The following is a 14133-nucleotide window of genomic DNA, read 5'->3' on the forward strand; positions in this document are numbered from 1 at the left end:
CCGTCCACGTGTGGACGGGGGCCGAATTCTGTCTGTGCCCGCTAGCGCGAGTGGCGGCCGGGGTGGTCCGGCGGCAGGTCCGGATCGGGGTACCCGGGGTAGCCGCCGTCGGAATACCCCGTGTCGGAGTAGCCACCGTCGTCGTAGCCACCGGCCTGGTAGCCGCCGCCGGCCGGCGGCGGCACGGGCGGCTGCGAGCCGGTGGGGTAGCCGCCGCGCGGCTGGTAGGCGCCGGGTGCGGGCGGGGGAGTGCCGACCGGGGGCTGCGAGCCGGTGGGGTAGCCGCCGCGCGGCTGGTAGGCGCCGGGTGCGGGCGGGGGTCCGCCGACCGGGGGCTGCGAGCCGGTGGGGTAGCCGCCGGCGGGGCGGATCATCGGCGCGGCATCGGCCTTGGCCTTCGCGTCGGCCTTCGCGTCGGCGTCAGGATCCATCAGGTTGCGGATCTCGGTGAGCAGCGAGACCTCGGTGTCCTCGTCCTTGTCGCCACCGGACACCAGGCCGGACAGCTTGTTGTACGGCAGCACGATGATGAAGTAGACGACGGCGGCCACGATCAGGAAGTTGATCGCCGCGGTGATCACCGCGGAGAGGTCGACGTAGTTCAGCGCGCTGGTGACGTTGGTGTTGTCCTTGGCGAGCCGGCATTCGCCGATGCAGAAGCCGAGGCCCTTGACGGCGTTGGGGTCGTTGCCGCCGAACGAGTTGATCAGCGGCTGGATGACCTTCTCGGTGAAGGCGGTGACGATCGCGGTGAACGCGGCGCCGATGATGACCGCCGTCGACAATTCGACGACGTTCCCGCGAAGGATGAAGTCCTTGAAGCCTTTGAACACTGTGAGCCCCTCTCTCGGTATGCACAGTCTGTTTTTCGCCAAGCGTCCCGACCCGAAGACGCAGCACAGTTGGCTGAATCGTAAACCCGGACCCCCACCAGGTCTGTCGTCTGACTTCGAATGGTTGTTTCATCGTGTGCAATCCGAGACGTTGCCGAATCAACCTCCCATCAGTGGATGACGACGGTCAGTGCCGTGGTCAGACCCGCTGCCGCCACCCGGTTGGCGGCCGTCGATCCCATTGCCAGCAACACCGGCGATCCGCTCTCCCGGCGCCCGGGCTTGGCGCCGCGGCCCAACGCCACGACCGCCCCCTCGGCGACGACGACCGGCGGATCGCCCGCCCCGCCCTTGGTGAGGACGTCGACGACGTCACCGGGCTCCAGGAGGTCGGCGGTTCCGGTGTCGGCGAGGTGGACCGGGACGAGCCGGGCGCGCGGATCCCCGACCAGGCGGCGCGGCAGTCGCGAGCCGAGCAAGCGCGAGTCGGTGAGGATCTCCCCGCGCCGGACGGCCGAGGTCACCGTGCGGCCGCGGGCGTCGGCCGACAGCGCGAGGGCGCCGTCGGGAACGATCTCGGGGCGCACGCGCAATACCGCGACGTCGTCGGCGGTCAGCGGCGCCCCCGGCCGCAGGTCGCGGGTCGCGACGACCACCGCGTCGCCGGGCGCCGCGCGCCGATCGGCGAGGAACGCACCCAGGGCCGCGAGCACCAGCAGGGCCGCGATAGCGCGTCGGACGAGGATCGACCGGGTCCAGCCCGGGCGCACCGCCCGGCGCGCGCGATCGCGCCAGCGCGGTGCCAGCTCGTGCCCCCGGCGGGGGCGTGTGCGCCGATCAGCCATGGGACGAACGTAGGCCGTCCCACCGTCGTGGCCCCTGCGGATGGCCCGGCTCCGCCAGTGGCCTGTGGACGCCTCCGGTCTGTGGATTGCCGCCGCGGACGGGCCGCGCTGGCACTCGGAATGAATGAGTGCCAGCGTCGGTTAGAATCAGCGAGTAACACGACGATCCGTGGAGGTTCCCTCGTGCCCACCTACTCCTACGCCTGCACGAAGTGCGACAACAAGTTCGACATCGTGCAGTCCTTCTCCGACGACGCGCTCACCGAGTGCCCGGAGTGCAAGGGCAAGCTGCGCAAGCTGTTCAACAGCGTCGGCATCGTCTTCAAGGGCAGCGGCTTCTACCGGACCGACTCGCGAGCGGGCTCGGTGAAGGCCGACTCGGGCGACTCCGGCTCCTCGTCGGGCGAGAAGTCGTCGTCGAGCGAGAAGTCCTCGTCGACGGAGAAGTCGTCGTCGAAGTCGAAGTCCGCCGACAAGTCCTCGTCGAAGTCGAGCGGCTCCACCAAGTCGGCCTAGCCGCCGACGCGGGTGAACCCCCCGGTCGGCGTCAGCACCCAGTCCATCGGCACGTCGGTCGGTTCGGCCGGCAACTCGGCCAACACCTCGTCGTCGTAGACGATCGCAATCCGCACCGCGCCGGCATCGGCCAGGCTGCGGTCGTAGTAGCCGGCGCCGCGGCCCAGCCGCGTGCCGTCCGGCGCGACCGCCAGGGCCGGCAGGAAGACGACGTCCGCGTCGGCAATCGCCTCGGGCCCCAGGGCGCCGGTCGTCGGCTCGGCCAATCCCCAGCGACGGGTGGTCAGCGCCTCGCCCGGCCGGTACTCGGCCCAGTGCAGCGGTTGCGGATCGCCGTCGGGGACGACGGGAACGAGAACGCGGAAGCCCTGGTCGACCAGGGCGTCGAGCATCGAGTCCGAGCCCGGTTCGGTGCCGACCGGGAGGTAGCAGGCGATGGTGGCGCCCGGTGCTGCGTCGACGGGCAGGCGGTACATCCACTCGGCGAGGTTCAGCGCGGCCGACTCCACGTCGAAAACCGCCCTGGCCTCGCGATTCGCGCGCAATCGGGCCCGCACGTCGTGCTTGGATGTCATCGACTCTCCCGCGATTGTCGCGGGCGGCCCCGCGCCGCCTACAGTGTAGAGCCATGAGCGCATCCCGATCGGACGCCGCGACCGCCCCGCCCATCCCGCGGACGGCGGTGGTGCCCGCCGCCGGTCTCGGCACCCGCTTCCTGCCGGCGACCAAGACGGTGCCCAAGGAACTGTTGCCCGTCGTCGACACCCCCGGCATCGAGTTGGTGGCCGAGGAGGCCAAGTCGGCCGGCGCCCAACGACTGCTGATCATCACCTCGCCCGGCAAGGACGGCGTGGTCGCCCACTTCGTCGAGGACCTGGTCCTGGAGAACACCCTTGCCAGCCGCGGAAAGGCGGCCATGCTGGCGAAGGTCCGCAATGCGCCGAACCTGCTCGAGGTGGCCTCCGTCGTCCAGGAGCAGCCGTTGGGCCTCGGTCACGCGGTCGGGTGCGTCGAGGAGTACCTCGCCGACGACGAGGATGCCGTCGCGGTGCTGCTGCCCGACGACCTGGTCCTGCCCGGCGGGGTCCTGGAGACCATGGCGCGCGTGCGCGAGCGCCGCGGCGGATCGGTGCTGTGCGCGATCGAGGTCCCCGACGACCAGCTGTCGGCCTACGGCATCTTCGACGTCGAGACGCTGCCCGACGCGGCCAACCCCGACGTGCTGCGCGTGCTCGGCATGGTGGAGAAGCCGGAGCCGGGACAGGCGCCGTCGAACTTCGCCGCCGCCGGCCGCTACATCCTCGACCGCAAGATCTTCGACGCGCTGCGCCGCATCAAGCCCGGCGCCGGCGGCGAGCTCCAGCTCACCGATGCCATCGCGCAGCTGATCGCCGACGGCGAGCCGGTCCACGTCGTCGTCCACCGGGGCACCCGGCACGACCTGGGCAACCCCGGCGGCTACCTCAAGGCGGCGGTCGATTTCGCCCTCGACCGCGACGACTACGGGCCCGAACTGCGGGCCTGGCTGCTCGAGCGCCTGCACGAGGGCTGAGGACCGCCGGCGCCGTCGTCGGCGTGGCACCGCGGGCGCCGCGATCGGCGGCGCTAGAGTCGGGGCTGTTGACTTCTGTGCGCGAGACGAGATCACTTGGGAGGCGAAATGCGGTCGGTCGATGAGCACTTGGCGCGGATCACCTCCTCCGCCGTGGTTCCCCGACCGGTCAAGATCGCCATCTCCGAGGCCCAGGGCCTCATGTGCGCCGAAGAGGTCCTCACCGAGCGCCCGCTGCCCGGCTTCGACCAGGCCGCCGTCGACGGCTACGCGGTCCGCGCGGTCGACGTCGCGCTCGCCGGCGTCGTGGCCCCCGGTCCCGACGAGGCCTTCGATGCGGGCGAGGCCGACCTCGACGCACTGGTCCCGGGCGACCCGATCGCCGTCTTCCTCCCCGTCGTCGGCGACGTCGAGCCCGGCTCGCGCACGCCGATCCGCCTCCAGCCGCGTCAGGCCGTCCGCGTCGAGACCGGTGCGCCGATGCCCACCCTCGCCGACTCGGTCGTCCCGCTGCGCTGGACCGACGGCGCCACCCAAAAGGTGCGCATCGCCCACGGCGTCGACAGCGGTTCCTACGTGCGGCGCGTCGGCGACGACGTGCAGCCCGGCGACGTGGCCGTCCGCGCCGGCGAGATCATCGGACCGGCGCAGGTCGGCCTGCTCGCCGCCGTCGGCCGCTCCCGCGTGCTGGTGCACCCGCGGCCGCGGCTGTCGGTGATCGCCGTCGGCTCGGAACTCGTCGACATCGACCGCGTTCCCGGCCAGGGGCAGGTCTACGACGTCAACAGCTACGCGCTGGCCGCCGCCGCGCGCGACGCGGGCGCCGACGTCAACCGCGTCGGCATCGCCGAGCGCGACCCGGCCCGCCTGCGCGAGATCGTCGAGGCACAGCTGATCCGCTCGGAGATCGTCGTGATCTGCGGGGCGGTCGGCGGCTCGTCGTCGAAGGCCATCGCCGACGCCCTCAGCGAGCTCGGCGATCTGGACATCGCCCGTATCGCCATGCACCCCGGCTCCGTGCAGGGCTTCGGCCGCCTCGGACGCGACGAGGTGCCGACCTTCCTGTTGCCGGCGAATCCGGTGTCGGCGCTGGTGACTTTCGAGATCATGGTCCGCCCGCTGATCCGGATCGCGTTGGGCAAGCGCGAGCCGTGGCGCCGCAACATCAAGGCCCGCACGGTCGGCCCGGTCGCCTCCGTCGAGGGTCGCACCGGATACCTGCGCGGCCAGCTGATGCGCGAAGAGCGCACCGGCGCCTTCATGGTCCAGGTGATCGGCGGCTCGTCGACCGGCACCTCACACCTGCTCGCCGAGCTCGCAGAGGCCAACTGTCTGGTCGTCGTGCCGTCGGCCGCCGCCAAGCTCGACCCCGGCGACGAGGTCGACGTCATGTTCCTCGCCCAGCGCGGTTGATGAGCCCCCGGTCGCGGGCGCGGACCGACTAGAGTTCCAGAGATGTTCAGCTGGGGGTCCGGTTCGCGAGCGCACCCGGGCTGGCCGGCGCGGGTGGGTCCGCTGCAGCTGTCGGCCGGCGAGATCGCGCTGCGCCCCATCAAGCTGCGCGACGGCGCCGAGTGGAGCGATCTGCGGATCCGCAACGAGCGGACGCTCGTCCCGTGGGAGCCCACCTCCGACGCCGATTGGGCCGTGCGCCACCACCGCGGCAACTGGCCGACCCTGTACTCGGTGCTCAAAGCCGAGGCCAAGCGCGGGGCCGTGCTGCCGTTCGTGATCGAGGTCGACGGGCGGTACGTCGGCCAGCTGACCATCGGCAGCATCCAGCGCGGCGCGGTGCGCAGCGCGTGGATCGGCTACTGGGTGGACGATGCGTGGACGGGGCGGGGGATCGCGACGGCGGCCGTCGCCCTCGGGGTCGACCACGCCTTCGGCCCGGTCGGCCTGCACCGGCTGGAAGCGACCGTCCAACCGGCCAACGCCGCCTCGCGGGCGGTGCTCGAGCACATCGGGTTCCGCCACGAGGGTCTGCTGCAGCGGTACATGGACGTCGACGGTCGCTGGCGCGACCACGACCTGTTCGCCCTGACGACGGAGGAGATCATGCACACCACTGCGGTGGAGAACCTGGTGCGCGCGGGACGGGCGCGCTTCCGGTGAGCGCGCTGGAGATCACGGTCCGCGGGCGGGCGCAGCGGCAGTACCGGCCCGAGCGCGGCACGGTGTCGCTCAGCGCCGTGTTCACCGAGGCCTCGAGCGAGGAGGCGCACGGCAAGGCGCTCGAGCTGCAGAGCAAGGTCGTCACCGAGCTGACCCGCCTCGACGAGGAGAAGGGCGTGCTCGGCGATTGGCGCGCAAACGACATCCACGTCTTCGGCCAGCGGCCGTGGGTCGACGGCAAGGAGTCGGACCGGGTCGTCTACACGACGCGGATCACGATGACCGCCGAGTTCCTCGACTTCGAGGCGCTCGCCGCCTTCCTCGTCGACTTGGCCGGTCGCGACGGGTTGGAGGTTTCGAGCATCGCGTGGGACGTGCGCGAGGACAGTCGCAGTCGCTACGAGGCGGCGGTCCGCCAGGACGCGGTGCGCGACGCCGTCGCCAAGGCGCAGGCCTACGCCGATGCGGTCGGCCGCGCCGCGGTCACCGCGGTCGCCCTCGCGGACCCCGACATGCTGGGTTCGGGGTCGGACGGGCCGATGCCGGCGCCGATGATGGCGCGGGCCTATGCGATGGATTCCGCGGGCGGCGGTCCGACGCTCGAGTTGCGCCCCGACGACGTCGTCATCGCCGTGGCCGTCGACGCGCGATTCACGGCCGAATAGCCGGGGCTATTCGGTCACCCATTCGGTGAGGCTCAGCAGGTTCCGGTCGGGGTCGTGGAACCACGCGACCTTCCCGCCGTCGGGCGTCGTCCAGACCCCGTCGGCGTCCTGGTCGAAGCCGGGGTAGCGGACCATTTCGACGCCCTTGGCGGTGAGCTCGGCGATCGCCCGGGCGATGTCATCGACCTTCCAGCCGAGCGCGGTGAACGGCGGCGGCGTGTGCTCGGCGGCCTTCTGGATGCGCAGCATCGTCCCGTGGGCGTCGAAGACGATGGCGAACTCCTCGTCGGCGATCAGGCGCAGTCCCACGACGTCGCGGTAGAAGGCCAGCGACCGCTCCGGCCCGGTCGTCGCGGTGAACGCGATGAGCTCGTTGTCTCCCAGCATCGTCGAACCCCTCCTTCGCGGCGGAACAGGGCAAACGCTACGCCGATGTCGACCTCCCTCGGCGCGTCTGCGGTGGATTGGCCCGTGGCGCACCTAGATTGAAGTCGGGTACGTGTGACCAGAGTGAATGACGGGAGAGTCGGATGCCGAACTCAGTGTTGTGGGTGTGCCTCGTGGCGATCTGGTTGTTCGTCTTGGTCCCGATGGTGATCCAGGGCCGACCCGAACTCCGCAAGTCCACCCCCGTCGCCGCCGCGACCCGTGTGCTCAAGCGCGGCGAGGACGCGGTGCGCCGCCGCCGCATCGGTGCCGGCGCGCATCCGCACGACCCCAGTTACAAGCCCAAGACCTCTGCGTCCATCCCCGGCGACCTCGACGACCTCGAGGAACTGCCGCTGACCACCCCGCTGGGCGAGGAACCGGTCATCGACCTCGCGGACGACGACGCCGCCGAGGTGGCCGCGGTTGATCCCAACCGGATCCCCGGCAAGGTGCTGCCCCGTCAGCGCCGCACCGCGCGCACCGTCGCCGCCCGGATGCGCCGCGTGGTCGATGTGACCATCAACCGCTGGACCGACGACGTGGAGACCGAGGTGATCCCGGTCGTCGACGAGGATGTCACCGAGGTCATCTCGAAGGTCGGCGCCGATGACGAGGTCACCGAGGTGATCTCGAAGGTGTCGACGCGCGCCGACGGCGCCGAGGATGCGCCGATCATCGACGCCGAGGTCGTCGACGACGATGCGCCGAAGGCCGCCGCCGACAAGACGAAGCGCGGCAAGGGCAAGAAGCCGCGCACGCACAAGGTCGACGTCATCGAGGTGCAGGCCGTCGAGGTCATCGACGTCGAAATCGAGGACGCGGCCGAGCAGCCGACCGCGGACGAGTCGCCGACCGAGAAGATCGACAAGGTCGACGACGCCGAGGAGGTCGAGGCCGCGAAGGTCGACGAGAAGGTCGACGCGAAGGCGGACGAGAAGGTCGACGCGAAGGCCGAGAAGGCCGACGACGTCGCGAAGACTGACGCGAAGGCCGACAAGGACGAGAAGGCCGACAAGAAGGCCGACGACGCCGAGGACGAGGCGGCGACGCTGTTCGACGTCGACGATGTCGACGGCGAGACCAAGGCAGGCGACAAGGCGGACCAGAAGCCCGCCGCAGTTGCCGAGCCTGACGACGCTGAGCCTGCGGCCGGCGAGGCTGTCGCCGAGACTGAGGACGACGACGAGGAGTCGGTGGCGGCTGCCGAATCGACCGCTGACGACGCCGTCGCCGAGACCGGGACGGTCGACACCATCGCGGCCAAGGCCGCGAGGTTCCGCGACAAGGTCAAGAAGGCGAAGGCCGCGCGGACCGTCGCGAAGGAGTCCGAGGGCGCGCTCGAGGGCGGGCTCGATTTGGATGCCAAGCTCGAGCCGATCGCCGACGCCGACACCGTCGTGCTCGCCGCCGACACGAGTGCGCCGAAGGCTCCGTGGGACGACGAGATCGACCCGAACGAGATGACCCAGGTGCTCGTGGCGCGTCGTGGCCGCGGCGGTTACGACCCCGAGGTCGACAAGGAACGCCTGGACCTCAAGTACAAGGAGCGCCAACGCGTCCTGCTGACCCTGCTGGGGCTGACGGTGCTGGCGATCATCGCCGGCGTCGTGCTGGGCACCATCGGCTGGATCGCCACGGGTGTGATGGCCTTCGGCGTCGTCGCCTATCTGTTCTTCCTGCGCCGTGCGGTCCGCAGCGAGACGCAGATCCGCAAGCGTCGTCTCGCGCGCCTGGAGCGCACGCGGCGCGAGCAGGTGGCCCGTCGTCGCAACGAGTTCGTCGAGCGCCCCGAGGTACTGCGGGCACCGTCGTCGGCGCCGCGTCCCCGGATGCGCCGGCCCGACGGGATGACCGTCGTGCAGATCGACGACGAAGATCCGGAGTTCGACTACCTGCCGACCTACCGCGCGCAGCGCGCCGCCGGCGGCGACCACTACCGCACCGCGGCAGTCAGTTAGTCGGCACCCGGCGCGGGCCGCTGCGGCGGCTTCGCGGTCTTCTTCGCGGGAGCCTTCCTGGGCGGAGCCTTCTTCGCCACCTTCTTGGCCGGTTTCTTGATCGGCGTCTTCTTCGCCGGGATCGGCGCGCCCGCCGGCGTCTGGGCGACGACCGGCTTGGCGGTATCGGCCGCCGGTGCGGGCGGAGTTTTCGGAGCACGGGTGATGGCGTCCGGGTGGGCGACGATCCACTTGCGTCCCGCGGTGACAGCGCGACGCAGGGCGAAGCGCTCGCCGACGTAGTTGAACGGCGCGCCGACGACCGGGATGTTCGAGAGCCAGCGCAGGACCCGGGCGGGTTGCGGGCGCTTGTCCATCTCGCCGACGGCGCCTTGCAGCGTCCGGGCGATGTCCCAGGTGGCCTTGATGATCGACCTGCGCTTGGGTGCCACCGGATCGGCGTCGGGCACGGCGTCGACGGAGCCAAGGTTCAGCTCTCGACCGCCGAGGACGCTGGCGAGCAACTCGATCTGCCGGGCGCGATCGGTGACCCGGTACTCGCGGGCGACCGCCACCAGGACCATCGCCTGGTTCACGAAGCCGAGCACCGTCGACAGCGGCAGGCGGCGGGCCCACAGGCCGAAGATGTTGGGGAAGGCGACGCCGACGGTGTTGATGCCGCCGATGCGGTTGACCCACCACTGCGCGCGCTGGCCCATCGAGAGCTCGCTCCAGCGCTTGGTGCCCGGCAGCGCGGTCAGATCGACCGCCTTGGCGGCCACGTGCTCGGCTTTGCGGAAGACGCTGCCGTCTTTGGGGGCGGCCTGGAAGGACTTGCCGCGCAGCCCGGTGATGTCGCGCTGCGACAGCACGTCGATGATCGGGTTGATGGCCGCGATCAAGCTGTTCAGGCCGCTGGTGATTTGGTCGTCGGTGAGGTCAGCCACGGGTCAAAGCGTAGTGCTCGCGCGTTTGGCGGCGCATCGAGACGAGGTGATAAAGTTGCGGGCGGTCGATCGGCGACGATCACCCGGGGCTATGGCGCAGTTGGTAGCGCGACTCGTTCGCATCGAGTAGGTCGGGAGTTCGATTCTCCCTAGCTCCACCACGGACACGGCCCCGATCAGGACATGATCGGGGCCGTGTTTTGTTGCCATCCCCCAATGGCAAGGTCGGGTTCGGCGGGGACTAGGGTTGGCGCCCATGACCAAGCGCGAACTTGTCGACGCCTACGTCCTCGGCGGCAACCGGATTCCCTTCGCCCGTTCCAACGGGGCGTATCTGAACGAGACGAACCAGACCATGCTGACCGCGGCCCTGGGCGGGCTCGTGGACCGCTACAGCCTGGCGGGTGCGCACCTGGGCGAAGTGGCCGGCGGCGCTGTCGTGAAGCTGGCCCGCGACCACAGCCTGACCCGCGAGGCGCTGCTCGACACGACGATCGCGCGCTCGACGCCGACCGTCGACCTCCAGCAGCAGTGCGCCACCGGTGGGCAGACGGTCGTGCACATCGCCAACAAGATCGCCTGCGGCCAGATCGAATCGGGCGTCGCCTGCGGCGCCGACACCACGTCGGACCCGCCGATCGGTTTCGGCCCGCGCCTGCGCGATCGCCTGGTGAGGATCAACGCCGCCAAGTCGAACCTTGACCGCGCCAAGCTGGCCGCCCAATTGCCCCTCTCGCTCGACTTCGACATCCCCAGCCCGGCCGAGCGTCGCACGAGGCTCACGCCGGGCGCGGCACAGGCCATCACCGGTAAGGCGTGGGGCATCGGCCGCACGGCGCAGGACGAAATCGCCCTCGCCTCGCACACCAACCTCGCCAAGGCCTACGACGACGGCTTTCTCGCCGACCTCGTCACGCCGTTCGCGGGCCTCGCCGAGGACGACAACATGCGCCGCGGGCTCACCATGGCCAAGCTCGCGAAGCTGAAGCCCTGCTTCGGCGGACCCGACGGCACGATGACCGCCGCCAACTCGACCACCCTCACCGACGGGGCGTCGACGGTGCTGCTGGGCACCAAGGAGTGGGCGAGCAGTCGTGGCCTGCGGCCGCTGGCCCGCGTCGTCGACGCGCAGAGCTGGGCCGTGGACTATGTCGACGGCGACCCCAAGACCCAGGGCGTGCTGATGGCACCGGCGTATGCGGTGAGCGAGATGTTGAAGCGCAACAACCTCGCCCTGCAGGACTTCGACTACTACGAGATCCACGAGGCCTTCGCGTCGCAGGTCTTGTCCACCCTGGCGGCGTGGAACGACGCCGACTTCTGCCGCACCGAGCTGGGGCGCGGCAAGCCGATGGGCGAGATCGACCGCGGTCGGCTCAACGTCACCGGTGGCTCGCTGGCCACCGGCCACCCCTTCGGCGCCACCGGCGGACGCATCACCGCGACGCTCGCCAAGCTCCTCGCCGAGAAGGGCTCCGGCCGCGGCCTGATCTCCATCTGTGCGGGCAGCGGCATGTCGGTGACGATGATCCTCGAAGCCGCCTGACGCAGCGGTTCGCGGCGTACCGTCGAGGGGGTCGGGTACATCCGGCCCGGCACCCGACGAAGGACTGGAGAAGCCCATGCGCCACCCGACTCGTCCTCCCTATGGCCCGGGTCCGTACGACCGCCGCGGTCCGTATCGCCCAGGACCGTATCGCCGCGGCCCGTACCGAGACCCCTATCGGCGCGGATACCCGTACCGGCCCTACCGGCCGTACTACCGCCCATGGTGGAGTTCCTAGGCCACCCCACCGAGCGCCCGACCCCGCCACCGTGCGGGGTCGAGTCATCTCCGCTGACCAGGCGCCGTGACAAAATGGCGGCCATGCGATGGTTCGGGCGCGGAACAGTGTGGGGACGCGGCGACATCGAGCGTGCTGTCGCCGACTGGCCGGAGGAGCAGCGGTACGAGGCGATGGTGCGCTGGACGGCGAGGTACCTTCCGCTCTGGCACGATGCTTTCGCGCGGTATGCCGACGACGTCGACTTGGCGCCGGACAAGCGCGAGCTGTTCACGGCCCGGATGACCGAGCTCATCGAGCGATGTGCGGACATCCGTCGAGGCGAGCGTGTCGTCAAGGCCCGCATCAAAGAGACTGAGAGTGCGATCAGCGCACTCAGCAACGGGGCTGCCCGACACTATGCCGCTCAGCCGTGGAATCCACAGATCCGGACCGCGGCCCTGACCGCCCGACACCTCCTGCGCGCTGCCGAGGAGGGCGCTGATGCCGAGAAGCTGGCGGCGGGCGTCTACTCCTGGGCGGAGATTGAATCGGGTTTTCCCGGCGATTCGAGCTCCCTCCTGCAGGCCTTGACGACTGCGGAGCGCGCTGCAGCCGGCCACGGCTTCTACGACGGACACCACCTCCTTTACGGACGGCCGTGCCAGCAGGCAGGGCTGGCTGCCGAGGGGCGGGCCGTGTACGCCTCGGTCGCGCGGATCATGGCCGACCTCGGCGCCGACCCCGGCCCGTTCCCGACTCCAGAGGGCTTCTGGACGCTGCGGCCCAGTCCGGCGGTGGAGCAGGCCGACATGGCGTACGAGGCCTTTCACAGTCATCGCCCACCCAGGTGGTAGTCGTCGGGCTGTGACCAAGGTCGCCGCCGCGAAATCCCGGATATGAGTGGTCCTCGGGTACAGTTGAGTCAACTGATAGGCGATCACCGCACTGTCATGCGTCGTTAGAACGCTTCTTCTCCGCCGGTTCTCATCCCGGCTTGGTTGACTTCACAACGGCGAACGAATGTGCCCGACCGGGCACCTTCGCCACCTCGATCCGAATCCCGGGCGTACCGGGGCTGTAGTCAGCCGTGCCCGCGTCGGATCCGTTGCCGGAAAGGCACTTTCCATGACCACCACTTTTGCTTCCCTCGGCGTGCCCGACGAACTCGTCCGGGTCCTCACCGCCGCGGGCAAGACCGAACCCTTCCCCATCCAGGCCGCCACACTGCCGAACACCCTCGAGGGCGACGACGTCCTCGGTCGCGGCAAGACGGGCTCGGGCAAGACCCTGGCCTTCGCCATCCCGCTGGTCGCCGGCCTGCGCGAGATCGGCGTGCAGACGCGTCCGGGCCGCCCGACCGGCCTGATCCTCGCGCCGACGCGTGAGCTCGCGACGCAGATCGCCGCCACCGTCGAACCCCTCGCCAAGGCGCTGAACCTGTCGGTGACGACGGTCTTCGGCGGTGTGAAGCAGGCCCGCCAGGAGCAGGCCTTCCGCCGCGGCGTCGACATCGTCGTCGCCTGCCCCGGCCGCCTCGACGACCTGATGAAGCAGGGCATCGTGAAGCTCGACGACGTCGAGATCACCGTCCTCGACGAGGCCGACCACATGGCCGACCTCGGCTTCCTGCCGGTCGTCACGCGCATCCTGTCTGCGACCCCGCACGACGGCCAGCGCCTGCTGTTCTCGGCGACGCTGGACAACGGCGTCGACAAGCTGGTGCGCAGGTTCCTGCACGAGCCGGTCACCCACTCGGTCGACGAGGCGAACTCGCCGGTCGCGAAGATGACCCACCATGTGTTCGAGGCCGCCAACAACACCGACAAGCACGCCCTCGTGCGCGAGTTGGCGTCGGGCACCGGCCGCCGCATCCTGTTCACCCGCACCAAGCACCAGGCCAAGAAGCTGGCCCGCAAGCTGACCGCCGAGGGCATCCCGTCGGTCGACCTGCACGGCAACCTGAACCAGAACCAGCGCGACCGCAACCTGGCCGCGTTCGGCGGCGGCGACGCCCGCGTGCTGGTCGCGACCGACGTTGCGGCGCGCGGCGTGCACGTCGACGGCGTCGAGCTGGTCGTCCACGTCGACCCGCCCGCCGAGCACAAGGCCTACCTGCACCGTTCCGGCCGCACGGCCCGCGCCGGCGAGACCGGCGATGTGGTCACCGTGTGCCTGCCCGAGCAGCGCGGCGACCTGCGCAAGCTGCTGCGCCAGGCCAAGATCGACGTGAAGCCGCAGCAGGTCACCGCGTCGTCGGAGTCCGTCGACAAGCTGGTCGGCGAACGTGCCGCCCACGTCGAGCCCGCACCGGCCCCCGCGCCGCAGCAGGGCGGCAACGGCGGCGGTCGTCGGCGCAGCGGCAACGGCGGCTCCGGCCGTAGCGCCCAGGGTCGTGGCGGTCGCGGTGGCCACTCCGGCGGCGGCAATCGCAACGGCGGCACCGGGGGCAACCGGAACCGTGGTCGCAGTGGCGGTCGCAGCGGTGGCCAGGCGCGCGCCGCGGCCCGCTAAACCGGCGCGGTCGACGA

The 14133-nt window shown here is 70.6% G+C and carries 14 protein-coding genes and 1 tRNA gene; 10 read left to right on the plus strand and 5 right to left on the minus strand.

All coding sequences use genetic code 11. The features are described from left to right. Positions 1 to 41: 41 nt before the first annotated feature. The gene (locus tag QM728_RS03215) at positions 42 to 833 is read right to left on the minus strand and encodes an MscL family protein (protein ID WP_415030610.1); all 792 of its coding nucleotides are present in this window, start codon (positions 831 to 833) and stop codon (positions 42 to 44) included. A 170-nt stretch (positions 834 to 1003) separates the two neighbouring features. Further along, a complete protein-coding gene (locus QM728_RS03220; protein WP_415030611.1) occupies positions 1004 to 1678 on the minus strand; it encodes an SAF domain-containing protein in 675 nt (224 codons plus the stop codon). A 183-nt stretch (positions 1679 to 1861) separates the two neighbouring features. Between QM728_RS03220 and QM728_RS03225 the strand changes: the two genes are divergently transcribed. After that, a complete protein-coding gene (locus QM728_RS03225) occupies positions 1862 to 2194 on the plus strand; it encodes an FmdB family zinc ribbon protein (protein WP_415030612.1) in 333 nt (110 codons plus the stop codon). Here the strand turns inward: QM728_RS03225 and QM728_RS03230 are convergent. Beyond that, on the minus strand, positions 2191 to 2769 hold the full coding sequence (locus QM728_RS03230) for a 5-formyltetrahydrofolate cyclo-ligase (RefSeq protein ID WP_415030613.1): 579 nt from the start codon (positions 2767 to 2769) through the stop codon (positions 2191 to 2193). The two genes, QM728_RS03225 and QM728_RS03230, sit on opposite strands and share 4 nt — an antisense overlap. Positions 2770 to 2822: 53 nt before the next feature. Here QM728_RS03230 and QM728_RS03235 point away from each other — a divergent pair, with 53 nt between their 5' ends. The 4 genes from QM728_RS03235 (at position 2823) to QM728_RS03250 (ending at position 6526) form a co-directional block, all read left to right on the plus strand. Then, positions 2823 to 3746, plus strand: coding sequence for a UTP--glucose-1-phosphate uridylyltransferase (locus tag QM728_RS03235; RefSeq protein ID WP_415030614.1), 924 nt, complete (start codon positions 2823 to 2825; stop codon positions 3744 to 3746). A gap of 108 nt (positions 3747 to 3854) precedes the next feature. Continuing rightward, a complete protein-coding gene (glp, locus tag QM728_RS03240; RefSeq protein ID WP_415030615.1) occupies positions 3855 to 5159 on the plus strand; it encodes a gephyrin-like molybdotransferase Glp in 1305 nt (434 codons plus the stop codon). A gap of 42 nt (positions 5160 to 5201) precedes the next feature. Beyond that, positions 5202 to 5861 carry a GNAT family N-acetyltransferase gene (locus tag QM728_RS03245; protein ID WP_415030616.1) on the plus strand — a complete coding sequence of 220 codons (660 nt, stop codon included), beginning with the start codon at positions 5202 to 5204 and terminating at the stop codon, positions 5859 to 5861. Then, positions 5858 to 6526 (plus strand): SIMPL domain-containing protein, encoded by a 669-nt coding sequence (locus QM728_RS03250; RefSeq protein WP_415030617.1) that lies wholly within the window; start codon positions 5858 to 5860, stop codon positions 6524 to 6526. The genes QM728_RS03245 and QM728_RS03250 overlap by 4 nt, the downstream gene beginning before the upstream one ends. Before the next feature lie 6 nt (positions 6527 to 6532). On the opposite strand, the gene QM728_RS03255 is transcribed toward QM728_RS03250, so the two are convergent. Then, positions 6533 to 6913, minus strand: a complete 381-nt coding sequence (locus QM728_RS03255) for a VOC family protein (protein ID WP_415030618.1) — start codon at positions 6911 to 6913, stop codon at positions 6533 to 6535. Between the two features lie 143 nt (positions 6914 to 7056). Here QM728_RS03255 and glpR point away from each other — a divergent pair, with 143 nt between their 5' ends. Continuing rightward, entirely contained in the window at positions 7057 to 8913 is a 1857-nt protein-coding gene (gene glpR, locus QM728_RS03260) for a gephyrin-like molybdotransferase receptor GlpR (RefSeq protein WP_415030619.1), read from the plus strand. Here glpR and QM728_RS03265 read toward each other — a convergent pair. Then, positions 8910 to 9839, minus strand: a complete 930-nt coding sequence (locus QM728_RS03265; protein WP_415030620.1) for a hypothetical protein — start codon at positions 9837 to 9839, stop codon at positions 8910 to 8912. The genes glpR and QM728_RS03265 overlap by 4 nt on opposite strands. Positions 9840 to 9924: 85 nt before the next feature. Between QM728_RS03265 and QM728_RS03270 the strand changes: the two genes are divergently transcribed. The 4 genes from QM728_RS03270 (at position 9925) to QM728_RS03285 (ending at position 14116) form a co-directional block, all read left to right on the plus strand. Continuing rightward, a tRNA-Ala gene (locus QM728_RS03270) sits at positions 9925 to 10000 on the plus strand. A gap of 95 nt (positions 10001 to 10095) precedes the next feature. Beyond that, the gene (locus QM728_RS03275) at positions 10096 to 11385 is read left to right on the plus strand and encodes an acetyl-CoA C-acetyltransferase (RefSeq protein WP_415030621.1); all 1290 of its coding nucleotides are present in this window, start codon (positions 10096 to 10098) and stop codon (positions 11383 to 11385) included. Positions 11386 to 11706: 321 nt separating this feature from the next. Next, positions 11707 to 12459 (plus strand): hypothetical protein, encoded by a 753-nt coding sequence (locus tag QM728_RS03280; protein WP_415030622.1) that lies wholly within the window; start codon positions 11707 to 11709, stop codon positions 12457 to 12459. A gap of 271 nt (positions 12460 to 12730) precedes the next feature. Further along, positions 12731 to 14116, plus strand: a complete 1386-nt coding sequence (locus QM728_RS03285) for a DEAD/DEAH box helicase (protein WP_415030623.1) — start codon at positions 12731 to 12733, stop codon at positions 14114 to 14116. Positions 14117 to 14133 lie beyond the last annotated feature (17 nt).

It is taken from the genome of Gordonia sp. (in: high G+C Gram-positive bacteria) (assembly GCF_047602025.1).
GTDB lineage: Bacteria > Actinomycetota > Actinomycetes > Mycobacteriales > Mycobacteriaceae > Gordonia.